Raw genomic sequence first — 15,502 nt, 5'->3', positions numbered from 1 at the left:
TCTTCTGTCTTGTCATCCATAGTAACACGCATGTGGATTGTGCAAAATGTCCAGTTTTGGTTTTTTTATGCAGTCCAGTAGATTCTTATTCCACTCTTCCGGTCCCGCCTTCTGCCTGTGTCCTGCGCTCAGTCTTTCATCTTTTTCATTCTGCAGCGTTTTCCTGATCCCGCATCTTAGTCTCCGGATTCCACACAGATCAGGATCCCCTCACGGAATGAGATCTTTGCAGACTCCCCGGGGACCTCGTTGCTGACGCAGAGACTCGGGTTTTCCAGGATCGAGATATCCTTATTATGGAGCGGATACTTAAATCCATCCAGCGTGATCCCGAGAACTTTCTCCGTGAGCGGCAGAAAGGAGACGTATTTTCCGTAGAGGTCTGTCTTTCGAAAGACGGAATGTTCTTCATCGTCCGGCGTCAGGAGAAAGATCCGGTTCTTTGCATCATAGATTTCCATAAAAAGTCCGGCGTCTTTCGCAGCTCTCATCAGGTGAATGTTGGAGAGCTCGTGGTCCAGTCTTCCGCCCGTAGCGCCGAGCACATGGGCTGTGCGGAAACCGGCGCGGAGAGCGGAGCGGACTGCGAGGTCTGTGTCCGTCTCATCCTTTTCCGGTTTGTGGACATCCGTTGCCCAGCCTTCCTTCTTCCTTAGCTCCTCCATCCGCTCCAGACCAAAGGTGTCAAAATCCCCCACCGCGAGATCCGGGACAAGTCCCAGGTCCTCACAGACAGCCAGTCCTGCGTCCACCGCGATCACATACGGGTACTTCCTCTCCTTCACAAATTTTGCCGCAAACTCCCGGTCTGTCGGCCCGCCGGACACGATCAGGCAAGTGTCCGCAGCTTCTTTCATATCTGAACTCATTTTCGTTGTCACACTCCTTTTGATCCGATCAGGTGGGATCTTATCTGACTGAGATAAAAATCCAGCCATGACGTTTCCTGTTCCATGATCTTCATGGCATACAGGAAACGCATGGCTGATGAAATGATTTCGTTACTCTTCGTATCCGGGAATTCTTGAAGCGGGAATTCCGTATGATACCACAGTGACCGCAGACTTTGCCGGTTCTATTTTGCAGAATACTCGTCAAAGATCTTTAAAAATTCCCGCGTATTCGCTGCCGCATCATTCTTAAATACCGCAGAACCGGCAACGATGACATTTGCACCGGCGTCGAGAACATCTCTCACATTTGCCGCATTGACGCCGCCGTCCACTTCGATATCCGTGGTAAGACCGGCCTCATTTAACATGGTGCGGAGCTTTTTGATCTTCTCTAAGGTGTACGGGATAAATTTCTGTCCGCCGAATCCCGGATTGACGGACATGATGAGGAACATATCGACCTCTTTTAAGATGCAGGAGAGAGTCTCCACAGGTGTCGCCGGGTTTAATGCGACAGCCGCTTTCGCGCCGGTCTCCTTGATCTGGTTGATCGTACGGTCAAGGTGAAGACAGGCTTCCTGGTGGACACAGATGAGGTCCGCGCCGGCCTTTCTCACATCATTTACATATCTTCCCGGCTCCTCCACCATCATGTGGACATCAAACACACGGTCTGTCGTCTTTCTGAGGGAAGAGATCACCGGCATACCGAAGGAAATGCTCGGAACAAACGCTCCGTCCATCACGTCGAGATGGATGTACTGCGCTCCGGCGTCGGAAACAGTCTTTACATCCTCTCCAAGTTTTGAAAAATCTGCTGAAAGAATCGATGGCGCTAAAATATACATGATCTTAATATCTCCTTTTATTCTTAAGTTCATCATAGATCAACCGGTAATTGTCATACCGGGATCCTGCGATCTTTCCTGCTTTTACGGCATCCTTGACACCGCATTCCCGCTCTCCTACATGGACGCAGCCAAGGAACCGGCATTCCGGCTCATAGGCTTCAAACTCCGGGAAATAGTCTTTTAATTCCTCCGGCTTCATATCGTCAACAAAGATCGAGCTGAATCCGGGCGTATCCATCACGAAGGTTTCCTTCTCGACGAAAAACAGCTCGGAATGTCTCGTTGTGTGGCGTCCTCTCCTGATCTTCTCGCTGACAGCACCCGTCTCCATCTCCGCCTCCGGCTGGATGCGGTTCGTCAGGGACGATTTCCCGACACCGGATGGACCGGCAAGAGCTGTCGTCTTTCCCCGGAGAAGATCGTGGATCGCCTCGATCCCATCTCCCTCAAGAGCGCAGGATAAGTGAACTTCATATCCTGCGTTCCGGTAGATTTCAGCGAGCCGGTCAGCCTCTCCCTCTTTTCCGAGGTCCGTCTTGTTAAAACAGATCACCACCGGCACATCCTGGGCTTCCATCGTGACAAGGAACCGGTCCAGAAGGTTTAAGTTCGGTTCCGGATCAGCGACCGCGAACACGATCATCGCCTGGTCAATGTTCGCGACGGCCGGGCGGATCAGGGAATTCTCTCTCGGGAGGATCTCCACGATGTTTCCGAGGCATTCCTCCTCTGAGAGTACATCGAATTCCACATTGTCACCCACAAGAGGTTTGATCTTCCTGTTCCGGAATACGCCCTTTGCCTTGCATTCATATACTTTGGAAACGCCGTCATGGACATAGTAAAATCCGGCGATCCCCTTAATGATTTTTCCAGTCATACACTCTCCCATATCTCATCCTGACTGCCCGTATGCTCCGCAGTCAGGTTTCGTATCCGCTCTCTGCCGCCTTTTATCAGCTGTCAACTTCCGTAAAGGTTACGTTGTACGAGGTCAGAACGACATTGTTCGTGAGATCCACGATCTCCACTTCACCGGTCTGCACGCCGTCTGCGCCGCGGATCTTGTCAAGCTTGATATTTAAGGTCGTGTCCGCGCTGTAGGACTTCGGCTCTGCAAGTTTCGTGTAGGTCACTTTTCCGTTTACCGTCTGTTTTAAACGGATCAGGATCTGGATCTCGGAGGACGCTGCCCCCGGTCCGTAGGAGACCTGAAGAGGATAACTTGCATCCAGGGAGGCGATAAACTGTTTTTTCGGTGCTTCCGGCCCGAGACTCACGGTATAATCCACGGTCTCTCCGGGTGCGACCTGGGTTCCTGCCTCAACGCCCTGGCTGATGACATGACCGGCCGAGATCGTACTGTCGTACTCTTTTGAGATCTCGCCCGCAACGAGTCCTGCCGCAGAAAGAAGTGCGGATGCCTCCGCGTCTGTCTTTCCGTAGAGATTCGGAACAGAGACAAATTCTTCCTCCGGCCCCGTGCTCACATACAGAGTCACAGTACTTCCGAGTGCCACTTTGTCCTCCGGCTCATAGCGGATGATGGTTCCGGACGGGACATCCTCGCTGGATTCTTCCTGCACATCTGCTTTCAGGTTCTTTCCCTCTAAGAGGCGCACTGCCGTCTCAAGAGTCATTCCGGAAAGTCCGAGTTCCGCGAGATCCACCTTGTCAGATCCGGCGCTGATGACGACAGTCACCTTGGAAAAGCGCGGGATCACGGTATCCGGTTCCTCTTTCTGGGAAATGACCATGCCTTTTTCCACACCGTCGGAATTTTCCTGCTCCACCTGCATGGAAAGGTCGAGTCCCTGCAGAATCTTCTCAGCTTCATCCTGTGAATGTCCCACAAGATTCGGCATGTAGACCTCTTTCTGGCTGATCGTTGTCTCCGATACCGCTGTGGTCTTTGCCTCCTCCGTGGTCGCCTCCTGGGAGACCTGCTCCGTCGGATCTTCCGGCGTGCTGCTCCTGAAGAGGCCGCCGAGTTTCAGGATAAATACGATCACGACCGCCACGATGATCACGGCTGCCGCAACACCCAGGCCGGTCAGGATCTTTTCCAGCCCGGTCGCTTCGTCGTTCTCTTTGCTCTTTTTCTGGTCTTTCTTTGCGCCCTCCGGCTGCTCATAACGTTTTTCCAGATCACGCCGTTCCCTGCGCTCACGGATCTCCTTCACCGGCTTTGACTCCCGGATCCGCTCTCCACTCCTGGTCTTGATCATATTCAGCTCATTCGGGCTGATCACGATCGTATCGGAGCTGTGGTCTTCCTCCTCGATCACACCGACATTCGGATCATCGTCGTTTAAGAGCGCTCTTCTCAGGTCGCTGATCACGGCTGCCGCGCTCGGATAGCGGCGTTCCGGTCTCTTTTCCGTACATTTTAAGATGATGCGGGCAAGACTCGGGGAAACCTCCGGATTCAGTGTTCTCGGATCCGGCATCGGATCTTCCAGATGTGCCAGCGCAACTGTCACGGTGTTGTCTCCCGCAAACGGGACATGACCGGTGACCATCTCGAACATCGTGATACCGAGAGAATACAGATCACTCCGCTCATCGCTGTATCCGCCCCGCGCCTGCTCCGGGGAAATGTAGTGGACGGATCCCACTACCGTTGCCGCATTCATGGTCTGGGAGGAGACGGCTCTCGCGATCCCGAAATCCGCGACCTTCACCTTGCCGTCCATGGAAATCAGCATATTTTGCGGTTTGATGTCCCGGTGGATGATATGCTGCTCGTGGGCAGCCTCGATCCCGGAGGCAACCTGGATCGCGATCCCGATCGCTTCTTTCACTTCAAGATGACCTTTTTTCGTGATATAGCTCTTTAAAGTAATTCCCTCTACGAGCTCCATAACGATGAAGTGGATGTCTCCTTCATCCACAACGTCGTAGATATTGACAATATTCGGGTGGGAAAGTCCGGCTGCCGCCTGGGCTTCCATCTTAAATTTGCTGACAAAAGTGGCGTCGGAAGTAAACTCCGATTTCAGAACCTTGATCGCGACAAGGCGGTTCAGCTTATGGCATTTTGCCTTATACACATCTGACATTCCGCCAGATCCGATCTTTTCCAGGATCTCATACCGATCCTGGAGCATCGTTCCAGGATATAGAATCATACATTCACCTCACTTATCTGAGGTTCTACAAGGACGATCGCAATGTTGTCCTTTCCTCCGTTCCGGTTTGCCTCATCGATCAGGGCGTCCGTCTTCTCTTTCAGTGTATCCGTCGTCTTTAAGACGCGGCTGATCTCTGCGTCATCCACCATGTTTGTCAGTCCGTCGGAGCAGAGCAGAACGCAGTCGCTTTCGAGAAGCGGCACCTCGAAGAAGTCCGCCTCCACACGCTTTCCGATCCCTACAGCACGCGTGATGATATTCTTCTGGTTCCGGTAGGATTCACTATCCCGCTCCATCTTCCCTCTCGCGACCATCTCCTCCACAAGGGAGTGATCCCGCGTGATCTGGGCCAGGCTGTCCCGCAGAAGGTAGAGTCTGCTGTCCCCCACGTTTGCCACATACATCATATCGTCCTCGATGGTGGCCGCCACCAGGGTGGATCCCATTCCTTCCCGCTCCGGATCTTCCATGGACTCCTCATAAAGGCCGAGATTCGTCTTTTCAAGCGCTTTTCTCAGGACCATCACTGGACTCACAGCGTCAGAATTTTCGATATTTTCTTTCATATGTTCCACGACATACCGGGATGCGAAATCCCCTGCTTTATGTCCGCCCATTCCGTCTGCAACGATGAACAGGTTCGGGAGCGGTCCCACCGGCTGATCCGATGCAAACAGGAAATCCTGATTGGATCTTCTCACGATTCCGGTATCTGTCTTCGCGTAAGAGATCATGACAGTCCCTCCTCACTCAGGTAACTCTTTCTAAGCTGCCCGCAGGCGCCGCCGATGTCGCGGCCCATCTCCCGGCGGATCGTAACGTTGATCCCGTGTTTTTCAAGGTAGCCTTTGAACGCGTCGATCGCGTCCCGGTTGGACTGTTTAAAGTCACGCTCCTTGATCGGGTTGACCGGGATCAGGTTCACATGACCCTGCATATCCTTTAAGAGCGCTGTCAGGCGCTTTGCCTCATCGAGGTTGTCGTTGACTCCCTGGACCAGGCTGTACTCAAAGGTCAGGCGTCTTCCTGTCTTTTTATAATATTCCTTACATGCCGGAAGCACCTCCGACAGGGAGTAGCTGTTGGCGATCGGCATCAGGGTCTTTCTCGTCTCATCGTCCGGCGCATGAAGAGAAAGTGCCAGGGTGATCGAAAGACCTTCATCCGCGAGCTTTAAGATCTTCGGGACGATCCCGCAGGTGGAGACCGTGATGTTTCTCTGGCTGATGTTCAGGCCGTTTTCGTCGGAGAGGAGCCGGATGAAGCGGACCAGGTTGTCATAATTGTCCATCGGCTCTCCGCTTCCCATGACCACCACATTGGAAACGCGCTCTCCCGTGGATCTCTGGATCCGGTAGATCTGATCCAGCATCTCTGAAGGACGTAAGTTTCTCGTAAGTCCGTCCAGAGTCGACGCACAGAACCGGCAGCCCATGCGGCAGCCGACCTGGGATGAGATGCATACGGAATTTCCGTGATGGTATTTCATCAGGACGCTCTCGATCACGTTTCCGTCATCGAGACCAAACAGATATTTTCTCGTCCCGTCGATCCCGGATTCCAGCATTTTTACGGTCCGTAAAGACGTATATGTACTGTTCTCCGCGAGTTTTTCCCTAAACGCTTTCGGCAGGTTTGTGCACTCGTCCAGGGATGCGGCCAATTTTTCATGCATCCACTGGTACAGCTGTTTCGCACGGAACGGCTTTTCGCCGAGTTCCTTCACAAACTCTGTCAGCTCCTCCAACGTCATTGATTTCAGGTCTTTCTTTTCCATTCTCCACTCTCCAAAACAGCAGTTCTGTTATTTTTTCTGTAACTGTCCGGTATATCTGCACAGTTATTTTCTTCTGAATGCCGAGATAAAGAATCCGTCGCACGGATGGACTCCCGGTAAAAGCTGGATCCTGTTCTCCTCGCAGGAAGCTTTTAACGCCTCTGGCAGAAGGTCACGGATCTCTTTTTTCTCAAACGGCAGATTTTTTTCAATCCAGTCCGCGTTCTCTGCATTCTCTTCTTTTGTGATCGTGCAGGTGCTGTAAACAAGCGTTCCACCCGGTTTCACATACTGGGACACCACAGAGAGGATCTCCCTCTGAAGTCCAGCCAGTTTCACGATCTCATCTTTCGTCATCCGCTCCTTGATATCCGGCTTTTTGCCGATGATCCCGAGCCCGGAGCACGGAAGATCCGCGAGGACAACATCTGCCTGTCCGATCATGGACGGATCCAGGAACGTCGCATCCCAGACCATTGTCCGGATATTGGGAAATCCGCAGCGCATGATATTTTCCTCGATGAGGTCCGTCTTTCTCTCACTCACATCCCGCGCTTCCACCATTCCAGTCCCCCTCAGGAGATCTGCCGCGTGCATGGCCTTTCCTCCGGGGGCGCTGCACACGTCAAGGACGAAGTCTCCCGGCTTGATGGATGCCATCCGGGCTGCCAGAGAGGAGCTCGGATCCTGGACCGTGATCTTTCCCTCCGCGAACGCGGTGACTCGGTCTAAGTAGTCAAATCCGCGGATCGAAGCGATCCCAGGGAATACATCTGACAGATCCACCGTGATGTTCTGGGCTCTCAGTTCTTCGACGGTCTCCGCCGCAGGGGCAATACTCTCGTTAAACCGCACCGTGAGCGGACGTTCCTCCAGGAACGATGCCGCGATCGTCTCCGCGGTCTCTTTTCCAAACATCTCCTCCCACATGGACAGCATCCACTGCGGGATCGAATACCGGATGGATGCATCCTTCCAGGACAGATTTTCTTTTTCTCTTGAGACGGTCCTCAGCACACCGTTTACAAAGCCGGAAAGTCCCTGGAATTTTCTCTTTTTTGCAAGCTTTACCGCCTCATTGCAGACAGCGGAATCCGGGACACGTTCCATATAGAGGATCTGGTAGACCGACATCCGGAGGATCTCGCGGATCACCGGTTTCATCTTCGCAGTCTTTACCTTTGAGAAGCGGTCGATCACCGCATCGATCTGGATCCTGTATTCCAGCGTTCCCTCCACGCATCTTGTGATAAATGCGCGGTCCTGGCGTTCCAGAAACAGGTACTTTTCCAGCGCCTGTTTTAAGACGAGGTGGCTTAAATTGTGGTTTTCAAGGACTTCCAGGAGGACGTCAAGGACGACCTCCCGGATATTTGTCGTATTAGTTGTCACGTCTGTTTCTTCCTCCAAAGAGAATAATGAGACGAAGAAGCTGCAGGATCGAGGTCGCCGCCGCTGCCACGTAAGTGAGGGCTGCCGCATTCAGAACTTTTCTCGTTCCGCTTACTTCCTCGCCCGCAAGGATCCCCTGGGAATCCAGGAGTCTCACTGCTCTGGCGGACGCATTGTACTCCACCGGAAGCGTCACGAGCTGGAACAGCACCGCAAGGGAGAACATCAGGATCCCGATCTCAACGAGCGGGGAGCCAAGTCCGCCGAACACAAGTCCTAAAAGGATCAGCGGCCAGGAAAGTTTAGAGCCGAAGTTTGCCGCCGGGACCAGAGCACTCCGGAAGCGCAGCGGAGCGTATCCTTCATTGTCCTGCATCGCGTGTCCGCACTCGTGGGCAGCGACACCGATCGCTGCGACGGAAGTTGCCCCGTATACGGACTGGGACAGATTTACGGTCTTCGTCCGCGGATCATAGTGGTCCGTCAGCTCTCCTGCGATCGGCTGGACCGTCACATCATAGATTCCCTGGGCATTCAGAAGGCGTCTCGCCGCCTCAGCACCCGTCATCCCGGTCATGCTGCGGACTCTCGAGTATCTGGAGAACGTGGAATTCACACGTCCCTGCGCCCAGAGTGAGAGGGCAACTCCGATCAGTACAAGGATGATCGTCGGGTCAAACCCGTATCCATAACCGTAACCATACATTCCGTACATAAACATCTCTCCTTTCGATGTCGTTTCTGCCGTTCCCGTGTTGACTTCACAGTCACTTTTCTGCCTGAGCGCTGCAGTGTGATCCTGCCACAGGCCTTATTCGCAGAAACTTCCGTCTTCCATCTGGAAGCCGCGCAGGAAGGAAGCCGTATCCATCCGCTTCTTTCCCTCAAGCTGAAGCTCTTTTACATCAAGGACGCCGTCACCGGTCTCCACAAAGAGCTGATTTTTTGTCACATGGATCTTTCCCGGAGTCCTCTCGCCCGGAAGGTCAGCCACATCCGCTGCCCAGATCTTCATGGTTTTTCCTGCGTAGGAAGTATAGGCACTCGGCCACGGATTCAAGCCGCGGACAAGGCGTTCGATGGACGCCGCATCCTTTGTCCAGTCGATATGTCCCATCTCTTTCGTGAGCATCTTCGCATAGGAAGTCTCCGATTCTCCCTGGGGAGTTCTCGTGATCGTTCCGTCCTCGAGTCCTTTTAACGTCGATAAGATCATTGATCCGCCAAGGGCAGAGAGCTTGTCAAACAGGCTTCCGCCCGTCTCTTTTTCATCGAGCGGGATCGCTTTCTGCTCGAGCATATCTCCGGTGTCGAGTCCCACATCCATCATCATCGTGGTCACACCGCTCTCCTTCTCGCCGTCGATGACTGCCCACTGGATCGGGGCAGCTCCGCGGTATTTCGGGAGCAGGGACGCATGAACATTCACACAGCCGTATTTCGGCAGATCCAGGATCACTTTCGGCAGGATCTGTCCGAAGGCAACAACGACGATCGCGTCCGGTGCCATCACTTTTAAGAGATCCACAAATTCCGGATCCCGCACTTTCACCGGCTGGTATACCGGAATCTGATACTCGATCGCTTTTTCCTTTACAGGCGTCATAAGAACGGATTTTCCGCGTCCTTTCGGTTTATCCGGCTGCGTCACCGCAGCGATCACTTCATGTCCGCCCTCCACAAGAGCGGTCAGCGTCGGAACTGCGAAGTCCGGCGTTCCCATAAATACGATACGCATATTATTCCTCTTCCTCTCCGACTGTGTCCTGAAGTTCGCCCTCTACAAGGTCCACATAAAGTTTTCCGTCCAGGTGGTCGCACTCATGGAGAATGCATCTGGCAAGAAGTCCGTCCGCCTCGATCTCGTATTCCTCCATATTTTCATTGAGCGCTTTTGCCTTTACATGCTCCGCGCGGGTCACCTGTCCGCATTTTCCCGGAACGCTTAAGCAACCTTCCTGTCCTGTCTGGCTGCCGCTCGTCTCAAGGATCTCCGGGTTGATCAGTACATACTGGTTTCCGTCATCCACATCGATGACCACGATGCGCTTGCGAACACCTACCTGCGGAGCCGCAAGACCGCAGCCGTTGCTCTCGTACATTGTCTCAAACATATCCTCAATGAGTTCGATCGTTCTCTCATTCATTTCTTTTACCGGTTTGCACGGTTTTGTAAGGATCTCATCTCCGATGGTTCTAATCTGTCTGATTGCCATTTTATCTTATTTCCTCTCATATTTATGATACCGGGGCCAGAAAGGCTCCCGCATTGTTTTTGCCGAAACATGATGTCACGTCAGATCGTACTGCACAAACACATTCCGGAAGAGATCCGGGATGGTCTCCCGTTTCCGGGCAGAATTTCTGATTTTTAATAGTATATCATAACTTTCATGTTTCATATATAAAATTTTTCTGTAATTATCATTAAGTTTATACGGGGAATCCTCCACAGGGCCGATGACTTTCAGCCCGTCCAGAGCGTATTCCCGCAGGATAACGCGTTTTAAGTCCTCCGACGCCCGGACAACATCTGCCTCCCTCTTTGAAGAAAGACCGATCGTCAGGAGTCCCACGAGCGGCGGATATCCCATCATCTTCCGGTAGAGAAGTTCCTGCCGGTAGAACTGCAGATAATCCTGTTCGGCTGCCGAGGAGACCGCATAGTGGTCAGGCGCGTAGGTCTGGATCACCACATCCCCCGAAAGATCCCCGCGGCCCGCACGGCCAGACGCCTGGGTCAGGAGTTCAAAGGTCCGCTCCGCGCTCTTAAAATCAGGCGCATAGAGGGAGAGGTCCGCCGCCATGACACCCACAAGCGTCACATTTTCGAAATCGTGTCCCTTTACGATCATCTGGGTCCCGATCAGGATGTCCGCGCCCCCCTCCGCGAAGGTGGCGAGGATCTCCTCATGAGCCCCTTTTTTTGCAGTCGTGTCCGCGTCCATCCGAAGCACGCGGGCAGTCGGGAACTCCCGCTTTGTGAACTCTTCCAGCTTCTGAGTCCCGGTCCCGAACGGCGCGATAAACGGGGATCCGCAGGACGGGCATCGATCCGGGAGCGGGCGTTCAAATCCGCAGTAGTGACACTTTAACCGGCCATTTCTGTGGTAGGTAAGACTCACGTCACAGTGCGGGCATTTCATCGCTTTTCCGCAGGAACGGCAGGACACAAAGCCCGCATATCCTCGCCGGTTCATGAACAGCATCACCTGCTGTTTTTTCTCCAGCCGGTCTTCGATCAGTTTCTTTAACTTCTGGCTGAAGATCGAGCGGTTTCCCTCTGCGAGTTCTTCCCTGAGATCCACGATGTGGACTCCCGCCAGGCGGCTGTTCTCCTTCGCTCTCTTTGTGAGTGTCAGAAGCCGGTACTCCCCCCGTTCCGCCCGGTAGTAGCTCTCCACGGACGGAGTCGCAGATCCGAGAACAAGGACCGCCCCGCTCATATCTGCCCGGACGCGCGCCACCTCTCTCGCATCGTACCTCGGCGCCGTCTCACTCTTATATGCGCCTTCATGTTCCTCATCGATGATGATGAGGCCGAGATCCGGGAACGGTGTAAAAAGAGCGGAACGAGGACCGATCATGATGTCGATCTCCCCGTTTGCCGCCCGTTCCGACTGTTCATAGCGCTCACCGGCCGAAAGCCTGGAATTCATGATCCCGACCCGGTTTCCGAATCTCCGGTAAAAGCGCATCACGGTCTGGTAAGTCAGGGAGATCTCCGGGATCAGAACGATCGCCTGTCTGCCCTCCCGCAGGACATGATCGATGAGTTCCATATAGACTTCCGTCTTTCCGCTTCCCGTGATCCCGTAGAGCAGATAGGTATTTCTCAGTCCGGAATCATAGTCCCGGATCACAGTCTCTGCTGCCCGTCTCTGTTCCTCATTCAGGGAAATATTCCGCGCGGATGAAAAGCTTCCCAGGTGTCCCGGTTCCTTCGGCGCCGCTTTTAATTCGACGATCTCTTTTTCCACCAGCGGTTTTAATGTAGCGGATGTGACGCCGAGTTTCTCCGATGTGAGCTTTAACGGCAGTTCATCGTTTTCCAGGAGCGCCCGGTAAAGCCGGACTCTTGCCCGGAATTTCTTCTTTTCCGCTTCTATGAGCAGCGTCTCGATCTCCTCCCGGGGTTTTAAGGAAACGATCACCCGCTCCTCCCTGGGCGTCACTTTCACCTTCACGGGGAGGACCGTCTTTAACGCCTGGTTCATCGTGGTCGCATAGCGGTCCTTCATCCAGAACGCCAGACAGATCATCTGGGTACGGATCGGGACCGCACCTTCCTCCACCGACATGAGCTCTTTCATCTTTTCCGGGTCGTAGTCCGTCTCCGTCGAGAGCCCGACGACGATGCCCTTCCGCACCGTGTCACCCTTTCCGAACGGGACATTTACCTGTACCCCCGGTTTTACAGCTTCTCTCAGATGGGCCGGGATCCGGTACTGGAAGATCCGGTCCACATTTTTTACAGAAAGATCAATGATAATGTCCGCGTACTGTTCCAATCCGGGTCCCTCCTTTCTTTGAGAAGCTTTATAGCAGTTTTTATGTTACTTCTCTTCCAGTTCCGCAAATTTGTCCGCGACAGCGGAAAGTCCCATGGAGTTGGATCCTTTAAAGAGGATACAGTCTCCGTCTTTTACTTCCTGCTCCAGATACTTCACCATCTCGTCGCGGTCTAAAAACTCCACGACCGGGATCTCCTTCACCGCACGGACGCCTTCCGCAAGACACTTGCTCGCCTCTCCGAGTGTCACAACGAGATCCACCCCGGAATTTGCCGCGTATTCACCGACCTCCCTGTGGTAGGCCAGATAATTTTCTCCGAGCTCCTTCATATCCGCAAGGACAGCGATGTGGCGCTTTCCGGTGAGTCCCTTAAATACATCGAGCGCCGCTTTCATGGATGCCGGGCTTGCATTATAGGAATCGTCCATCACCGTGAAGCGTCCGTCCGCATAGACCTGCTGGCGGTGTTTGAAGCCGTGGAACGTCAAAAGTCCCTCCGCTGCCTCCGCCATCGTCATGCCGCGCTCACAGCAGACCGCGATGGCCGCCATGGCATTCATCACATTGTGCATGCCCATGACATTCAGGCGGATCTTCTGTGTCTTTCCGCCGTGGAGCGCCGTAAATTCAGCTTTTCCGTCCGTGAGGACGAGATCCACCGCGCGGTAATCACAGTTTTCACCGGTTCCGTAGTAGACGGTCTTCACGCCGTCCTTTCCTTTTGTCTTCTGCAGCATATCGTCATCGCCGTTTAAGACGAGAACGCCGCCGTCGGAAAGTCCGTCCTGGATCGTCATCTTTTCTTTATAGATATTCTCGCGCGATCCAAGCTGCTCGATGTGGGTGATCCCGATATTTGTGATCACTGCGATATCCGGCTTTGCGATCTGCGCGATCACGGTGAGCTCGCCCGGCTCGCTCATTCCAAGCTCCAGGACACCGACTTCATCCGCCTTTGTGATCTCGGACACAGTGATCGGGACGCCGACCTGGCTGTTGCTGTTTCCCGGAGTCTTGTATACATGGTAACGGGCAGAGAGGGCCGCTGCGATCATCTCTCTCGTCGTAGTCTTTCCGACACTTCCTGTAACGCCGACGATTGGCAATGTCAGGCGCTTTCTGAGATAACGTCCCACTGCCTGGAGCGCTTTCTTCGTGTCATCCACAGCGATCCATGCGCAGGAAGTCTTTTCCATCTCCTCTGTCTTCGCGTTCTGTTCACTCGTGAGGACAGCGCCGGCGCCGTTTTCAGCCACCTGCGGTAAAAAACGGTGCGCATCGACCTTCTCACCGATGATCGGCACAAAGAGGTCTCCCGCCTCCACCTGTCTGGAATCCAGACGGATCTTATTTAACAGGGCATCGCTGTTTCCGGAGAGCAGCATGCCCCCGGTGGCACGAACGATATCCTGAACACTTACGTTCTCCATTACTTTCCAATCTCCTTTACTGCCTCTTCCACAACTTCCCGGTCAAGGAAATGGTGCTTTACTCCCTCGATCTCCTGGTAGTCTTCATGGCCTTTTCCGATGATCGCGATCATGTCGCCTTCCTCAGCGTTGTGGATCGCGTAAAAGATCGCTTCCCGTCTGTCCGGGATCACGATATACTTTCCGTCCGTCTTTGCAAGACCAACTTCGATATCTTTGATAATGTCCTCATTCTTCTCAAACCGCGGGTTGTCGGCTGTGATGATGCAGAGATCCGCCATCTTTCCGCCGATCTCGCCCATGGAATATCTGCGGTCCCTCGCACGGTTTCCGCCGCAGCCGAAGACGCAGACGAGACGCTTCGGATGATAATCCCGGAGTGTCGAGAGCAGGCTTTCCATGCTGACCGCATTGTGCGCGTAATCGACGATCACGCTGCACGTTTTTGACACATAGGCGATCTCCATGCGGCCGTCCACGCGGACATTTTCAAGGGAAGTAAGGACTGCTTTCTGCGTTTTTTCATCCAGGTTTCCGCTTCCGCCGGAGAGCGCAAGAGAGCACACTGCGAGAGCCGCAAGAGCGTTGTCCGCATTGAATTTTCCCGGCATTCCCACACGGACTCTGTCGTTGAGCGGTCCGTGGACGGAGAATTCGATCCCCACGAAATCATGGTCTGACGCATAGTGAATGTCATCACCTGTAAAATCTGCATTCCCGCCCAGCGCGTATGTCACCAGTCTGCAGGATGCATCACGGGTGATCTCCTCATAGTGGTCGGTCAGACGGTTCACGACACCTGTTTTGCAAGCAGTCAGAAGTCTTGATTTATAGAAAAGATATTCCTCGAAGCTCTTATGCTCCTTCGGCCCGATATGGTCCGGGGAAATATTTGTGAACAGGCCGTAATCAAACATGATCCCGCCGACTCTGTGCAGCATCAGTGCCTGGGAGGAAACCTCCATCACGCAGCACTCGCAGCCGGCCTCCACCATCTTGTGGAAATACTCCTGCACCACATAGGATTCCGGAGTCGTATTGGAGGTCGGGAATTTCTCATCCCCGATGACAGCTCCGTTCGTTCCGATAAGCCCGGTCTTCTTTCCGGCGGCTTCCAGGACCGCCTTGATCATGTAGCTCGTCGTGGTCTTTCCCTTTGTCCCGGTGATCCCGATCGTGATCAGCTTCTCCGCCGGATAGCCGAATCTCGCCGCGGAGAGTTCCGCCAGTGCAAGTCTTCCGTTTTCTACCCGGATCACCGTCACATCTGCCGGGACTTCCACTTCTTTTTCTATCACGAGGACCTTGCAGCCCGCCTTTAACACATCCGGGATAAACTCATGGGAATCCCTGGTGCTGCCCTGAATGCACACGAACACAGAATCCGGTCTCGCCTTTCTTGAATCATAGATCACTTCATCCACGTTCTGATCCAGACTGCCGGAAACCAGAACATATTTCATGCGTTTTAACCAATCTCCAATTACCACTGTCGTCATCCTTTCCCATA

General features: G+C 53.6%; 13 protein-coding genes. All 13 read right to left on the bottom strand.

Annotation, left to right across the window (positions count from 1 at the left end):
- Positions 1-176: 176 nt before the first annotated feature.
- Positions 177-869 carry a thiamine diphosphokinase gene (locus GPK90_RS06065; protein WP_252197354.1) on the bottom strand — a complete coding sequence of 231 codons (693 nt, stop codon included), beginning with the start codon at positions 867-869 and terminating at the stop codon, positions 177-179.
- Positions 870-1,075: 206 nt separating this feature from the next.
- Positions 1,076-1,741, bottom strand: coding sequence for a ribulose-phosphate 3-epimerase (rpe, locus tag GPK90_RS06060; protein WP_118298105.1), 666 nt, complete (start codon positions 1,739-1,741; stop codon positions 1,076-1,078).
- Positions 1,742-1,745: 4 nt separating this feature from the next.
- The gene (gene rsgA, locus GPK90_RS06055) at positions 1,746-2,624 is read right to left on the bottom strand and encodes a ribosome small subunit-dependent GTPase A (RefSeq protein WP_118298104.1); all 879 of its coding nucleotides are present in this window, start codon (positions 2,622-2,624) and stop codon (positions 1,746-1,748) included.
- A gap of 76 nt (positions 2,625-2,700) precedes the next feature.
- Positions 2,701-4,875: a Stk1 family PASTA domain-containing Ser/Thr kinase gene (pknB, locus tag GPK90_RS06050; protein WP_215702511.1), complete on the bottom strand. Its 2,175-nt coding sequence runs from the start codon at positions 4,873-4,875 to the stop codon at positions 2,701-2,703.
- A complete protein-coding gene (locus tag GPK90_RS06045) occupies positions 4,872-5,612 on the bottom strand; it encodes a Stp1/IreP family PP2C-type Ser/Thr phosphatase (RefSeq protein ID WP_118298102.1) in 741 nt (246 codons plus the stop codon). Before GPK90_RS06045 ends, pknB begins: the two co-directional genes overlap by 4 nt.
- The gene (rlmN, locus tag GPK90_RS06040) at positions 5,609-6,655 is read right to left on the bottom strand and encodes a dual-specificity RNA methyltransferase RlmN (RefSeq protein WP_118650133.1); all 1,047 of its coding nucleotides are present in this window, start codon (positions 6,653-6,655) and stop codon (positions 5,609-5,611) included. The genes GPK90_RS06045 and rlmN overlap by 4 nt, the downstream gene beginning before the upstream one ends.
- A gap of 63 nt (positions 6,656-6,718) precedes the next feature.
- Positions 6,719-8,047 (bottom strand): 16S rRNA (cytosine(967)-C(5))-methyltransferase RsmB, encoded by a 1,329-nt coding sequence (gene rsmB, locus GPK90_RS06035; RefSeq protein WP_346011212.1) that lies wholly within the window; start codon positions 8,045-8,047, stop codon positions 6,719-6,721.
- Positions 8,037-8,762 carry a zinc metallopeptidase gene (locus GPK90_RS06030; protein WP_118298099.1) on the bottom strand — a complete coding sequence of 242 codons (726 nt, stop codon included), beginning with the start codon at positions 8,760-8,762 and terminating at the stop codon, positions 8,037-8,039. Before GPK90_RS06030 ends, rsmB begins: the two co-directional genes overlap by 11 nt.
- A 96-nt stretch (positions 8,763-8,858) precedes the next feature.
- Entirely contained in the window at positions 8,859-9,785 is a 927-nt protein-coding gene (gene fmt / locus GPK90_RS06025) for a methionyl-tRNA formyltransferase (RefSeq protein WP_118298098.1), read from the bottom strand.
- A 1-nt stretch (position 9,786) separates the two neighbouring features.
- The gene (gene def / locus GPK90_RS06020; protein WP_118298097.1) at positions 9,787-10,263 is read right to left on the bottom strand and encodes a peptide deformylase; all 477 of its coding nucleotides are present in this window, start codon (positions 10,261-10,263) and stop codon (positions 9,787-9,789) included.
- 75 nt (positions 10,264-10,338) lie between these two features.
- On the bottom strand, positions 10,339-12,558 hold the full coding sequence (gene priA / locus GPK90_RS06015; protein WP_215702509.1) for a replication restart helicase PriA: 2,220 nt from the start codon (positions 12,556-12,558) through the stop codon (positions 10,339-10,341).
- A 45-nt stretch (positions 12,559-12,603) separates the two neighbouring features.
- Complete coding sequence (locus tag GPK90_RS06010; protein ID WP_215702508.1) at positions 12,604-13,992, bottom strand: UDP-N-acetylmuramoyl-tripeptide--D-alanyl-D-alanine ligase; 1,389 nt, start codon at positions 13,990-13,992, stop codon at positions 12,604-12,606.
- Entirely contained in the window at positions 13,992-15,491 is a 1,500-nt protein-coding gene (locus tag GPK90_RS06005) for a UDP-N-acetylmuramoyl-L-alanyl-D-glutamate--2,6-diaminopimelate ligase (protein WP_486463663.1), read from the bottom strand. The genes GPK90_RS06010 and GPK90_RS06005 overlap by 1 nt, the downstream gene beginning before the upstream one ends.
- Positions 15,492-15,502 lie beyond the last annotated feature (11 nt).

The sequence above is a fragment of the Clostridium sp. MCC344 genome, assembly GCF_018785365.1.
Lineage (GTDB): Bacteria > Bacillota > Clostridia > Lachnospirales > Lachnospiraceae > Pilosibacter.
This window is presented reverse-complemented; position numbering and strand designations above follow the sequence as displayed.

Bases quoted from the DNA above. Each gene is read 5' to 3' on its own strand.
- GPK90_RS06065 (WP_252197354.1), bottom strand. From the start codon at position 869: ATGAGTTCAGATATGAAAGAAGCTGCGGACACTTGCCTGATCGTGTCC.
- rpe (WP_118298105.1), bottom strand. From the start codon at position 1,741: ATGTATATTTTAGCGCCATCGATTCTTTCAGCAGATTTTTCAAAACTT.
- rsgA (WP_118298104.1), bottom strand. From the start codon at position 2,624: ATGACTGGAAAAATCATTAAGGGGATCGCCGGATTTTACTATGTCCAT.
- pknB (WP_215702511.1), bottom strand. From the start codon at position 4,875: ATGATTCTATATCCTGGAACGATGCTCCAGGATCGGTATGAGATCCTG.
- GPK90_RS06045 (WP_118298102.1), bottom strand. From the start codon at position 5,612: ATGATCTCTTACGCGAAGACAGATACCGGAATCGTGAGAAGATCCAAT.
- rlmN (WP_118650133.1), bottom strand. From the start codon at position 6,655: ATGGAAAAGAAAGACCTGAAATCAATGACGTTGGAGGAGCTGACAGAG.
- GPK90_RS06030 (WP_118298099.1), bottom strand. From the start codon at position 8,762: ATGTACGGAATGTATGGTTACGGTTATGGATACGGGTTTGACCCGACG.
- fmt (WP_118298098.1), bottom strand. From the start codon at position 9,785: ATGCGTATCGTATTTATGGGAACGCCGGACTTCGCAGTTCCGACGCTG.
- def (WP_118298097.1), bottom strand. From the start codon at position 10,263: ATGGCAATCAGACAGATTAGAACCATCGGAGATGAGATCCTTACAAAA.
- GPK90_RS06010 (WP_215702508.1), bottom strand. From the start codon at position 13,992: ATGGAGAACGTAAGTGTTCAGGATATCGTTCGTGCCACCGGGGGCATG.
- GPK90_RS06005 (WP_486463663.1), bottom strand. From the start codon at position 15,491: ATGACGACAGTGGTAATTGGAGATTGGTTAAAACGCATGAAATATGTT.